This window comes from Micromonospora sp. SL1-18 (genome assembly GCF_047921505.1).
GTDB lineage: Bacteria > Actinomycetota > Actinomycetes > Mycobacteriales > Micromonosporaceae > Micromonospora.
On record NZ_JBLROA010000147.1, the window covers coordinates 1 to 3,464 of the forward strand.

General features: G+C 73.8%; 3 protein-coding genes and 1 pseudogene. 3 read left to right on the forward strand and 1 reads right to left on the reverse strand.

Annotated elements, in window-relative coordinates:
• A partial coding sequence (locus ACNAW0_RS30060) for an SDR family NAD(P)-dependent oxidoreductase (protein ID WP_416291420.1) occupies positions 1-760 on the reverse strand: 760 nt, incomplete at its 3' end.
• 250 nt (positions 761-1,010) lie between these two features.
• On the opposite strand from ACNAW0_RS30060, the gene mshA reads away from it, so the two are divergent.
• From mshA to ACNAW0_RS30075, 3 genes and pseudogenes are all read left to right on the forward strand, one after another.
• Positions 1,011-2,375: a D-inositol-3-phosphate glycosyltransferase gene (gene mshA, locus ACNAW0_RS30065; RefSeq protein WP_416291421.1), complete on the forward strand. Its 1,365-nt coding sequence runs from the start codon at positions 1,011-1,013 to the stop codon at positions 2,373-2,375.
• 59 nt (positions 2,376-2,434) lie between these two features.
• Entirely contained in the window at positions 2,435-2,968 is a 534-nt protein-coding gene (locus tag ACNAW0_RS30070) for a YbjN domain-containing protein (RefSeq protein ID WP_416291422.1), read from the forward strand.
• A 76-nt stretch (positions 2,969-3,044) separates the two neighbouring features.
• A pseudogene (locus tag ACNAW0_RS30075) lies at positions 3,045-3,464 on the forward strand (hypothetical protein); the annotation flags it as partial.

The following is a 3,464-nucleotide window of genomic DNA, read 5'->3' on the forward strand; positions in this document are numbered from 1 at the left end:
CGACCCGGTGCACCTTGTGCTGGGCGGCCTGGGCCAGCGGGCGGACCACCAGTTGGTCGACGTTCACGTGGTGCGGGCGGGTGGCGCACCAGGCGATGCAGTCGGCGACGTCGTCGGCGACCAGCGGCTCGGCCACTCCCGCGTAGACCGCCGCGGCCCGCTCCGCGTCGCCGTCGAAGCGGACCAGGCCGAACTCCTCGGTCTTCACCATCCCGGGGTCGATCTCGATCACCCGGACCGGGCGGCCGCACAGCTCCAGCCGGAGCGTGCCGGCGATCGCGGTCTGCGCGTGCTTGGCGGCGGTGTAACCGCCCCCGCCCTCGTAGACGACGTGCCCGGCGGTGGAACCGACGATCACGATGGTGCCGGCGCCGGACGCCTCCAGCGCGGGCAGCAGCGCCTTGGTGACCCGGAGCGTGCCGAGCACGTTCACGTCGTACATCCACTGCCAGTCACCGACCGATCCGGACTCGACCGGGTCCAGCCCGCGCGCCCCGCCGGCGTTGTTGACCAGCAGGCTGACCGGGCCGGGCGCGGCCGCGGCCACCGCGGCCAGGCCGGCGACCGACTCGTCGGAGGTGACGTCGCACTGCACCGCGGTGGCCGCGCCGCCGGCCGCCTCGATCTCGGCCACCAGACCGGCCAACCGGTCGGTACGCCGGGCGGCGGCGAGCACGTGGAAACCCTCGGCGGCCAGCCGGCGGGCAGTGGCCGCGCCGATCCCGCTGGACGCCCCGGTGATGATGGCGACGGAGGTCATCGGGTCATTCTCCCCCGCCCTCTCTGCCGCGCCGCGACGAGGTCCACCGTGCGGCGACGAGGTCCACCGCGCGGCGATGAGATCCGCTGCGCCGCGACGAGGTCGGTCGCGCCGCGATGAGGTCCGTCACGGCGCGGACCGGCCGGTACGCATTTCCGAAGCCCGATCGGGAAGATGACATCCGGTGCGGAGGTTGACCGAGAAGCGCCGGTCGTGCGGGACGGCAGCAACCGTGACAGAGGGAGCGGACGTGGCGGAAATGCACACCGGTGTCGGTCGTCAGCGAGGTGCCCTCCCGTGGCCGCAGCCGCGCCGGATCGCCACCCTCTCGGTGCACACCTCGCCCCTGCACCAGCCGGGCACGGGCGACGCCGGCGGCATGAACGTCTACATCCTGGAGGTCGCCCGACGGCTGGCCGAGGCCGACGTCGAGGTGGAGATCTTCACCCGGGCCACCTCCGGCGACCTGCCGCCGGTGGTCGAGATGGCGCCCGGCGTGCACGTCCGGCACGTCATGGCCGGCCCGCTGGAAGGGCTGACCAAGGAGGAACTGCCCGGGCAGATGTGCGCCTTCACCGCCGGCGTGCTGCGCGCCGAGGCGGCCCGCCCGCCGGGCCACTACGACCTGATCCACTCGCACTACTGGCTCTCCGGCCAGGTCGGCTGGCTGGCCAAGGAGCGCTGGGGCGTGCCGCTGGTGCACACCGCGCACACCCTCGCGAAGGTCAAGAACGCCCAGCTCGCCGCCGGAGACCGGCCCGAGCCGAAGGCCCGGGTCATCGGCGAGGAGCAGGTGGTGGCCGAGGCCGACCGGCTGGTTGCCAACACCCGGGTCGAGGCCCGCGACCTGGTCGGACTGTACGACGCCGACCCGGCCCGGGTGACCGTGGTGGAGCCCGGCGTCGACCTGGACCGGTTCCGCCCGGCCCCGGGGGACCGGGACGAAGCCGTGCTCGCCGAGCGCCGCCGCCTCGGCCTCCCCACCAACGGGTACGTGGTGGCCTTCGTCGGCCGGATCCAGCCGCTCAAGGCCCCGGATGTGCTGATCCGGGCGGTCGCCGCGCTCCGCGAGCGGGAGCCCGCGCTCGCCGACGAGTTGACCGTGGTGATCTGCGGCGGCCCCAGCGGCAGCGGCCTGGATCGCCCCACCGCCCTGATCGAGCTGGCCGGTTCGCTCGGCGTCGGCGACCGGGTGCGCTTCCTGCCGCCGCAGACCGGCGAGGACCTGCCCGCCCTCTACCGGGCCGCCGACCTGGTCGCGGTGCCCTCGTACAACGAGTCGTTCGGGCTGGTCGCGCTGGAGGCGCAGGCGTGCGGCACGCCCGTCCTCGCCGCCGCCGTGGGCGGCCTGGTCACCGCCGTACGCGACGGGGTCAGCGGAGTGCTCATCGACGGCCACGACCCGGCCGACTGGGCCCGTACGATGGCCCGGCTGCTGCCGGACCGGCTGCGCCGGGCCAACCTGGGCCGGGGCGCGCAGGGGCACGCCCGCAACTTCTCCTGGCACCGCACCGCCACCGGGCTGCTCGCCGTGTACGGGGAGGCGATCGCCGAGCACCGCGCCCGGCTCACCGGCCGGCTCGCCGCCGACTCCGCCCTGACCTGCTCCTGGTGATCCACCCCGGCCCGGCCGGCGTCCGGCGGGGTCTACGGTGCGACCGTAGAGTGGGTGCGGTGAGCCGCAGGAGTGAGGTCGCCGCACTGATCGAGTCGGTCTGCGCCGAGCGCGATCTGGAGTGGGAGCCCACCGGCGAGGCGTCGTACGCGGTCACCCTGCCGGGGACGCACAAGCTCAAGACGATCTGCAACCTGATCGTCGGCGAGCACTCACTGCGGGTCGAGGCGTTCGTGATGCGCCAGCCGGACGAGCGCCGCGAGGAACTGTGGGCCTGGTTGCTCCGGCGCAACGCCCGGATGTACGGCGTGTCCTTCTCCATCGACGCGGTCGGCGACGTCTACCTGACCGGACGGGTCAACCTGGCCGGGGTGGACGAGGCCGAGTTGGACCGGCTCCTCGGCGCGGTGCTGACGTACGCCGACGAGTCCTTCGACAGCATGCTGGAGATCGGCTTCGGCACCGCCATCCGTCGGGAGTGGGAGTGGCGGGTCAGGCGGGGGGAGTCGACGGCCAACCTGGCCGCCTTCGCCCATCTCTTCGCGCCGTCGACCGGTACCAGCTCCGCCTCCGGCGGTTCGGACCCGTCCTGACGGGTATGCCGCACCGCGCGGTGCGGCACTTGGGACCCACCGCGGGCCGAGGACGGACTGTCGAGGAGCGTGTCCCATGGCTCAGCGCAACAGCTCAGGTCGCGGCACGACTGCGACGAGGACCAGGCGGCAAACCGGCAACCAGACGCCAAACACGCCGGGTGTCTCCGAATCCGAGATCTCCCGGATGAGGATCGACGACATCCGCAGCCAGCTTCGCCGGCGCGGGGTCGCCGGAATCTCCACCCTGCGTAAGCCAGACCTGGTGAAGACGCTGGCGAAGACCCTCCGCGCCGAGAGCCGCGGCGGCGGCGCGGCACGCAGGGCCACCGGGCCGGCCGGACGTGCCGCCACGAAGAAGGCGGTGGCCAAGAAGGCCCCGGCGAAGAAGGCCGCGGGCAAGGCGGTGCCCGCCGCGAAGGCCACCGGTGCGCGGGCGAAGAAGGCCGCCCCCGCGAAGAAGGCCGCGGCGAAGAAGGCACCCGTCGCGAAGCGG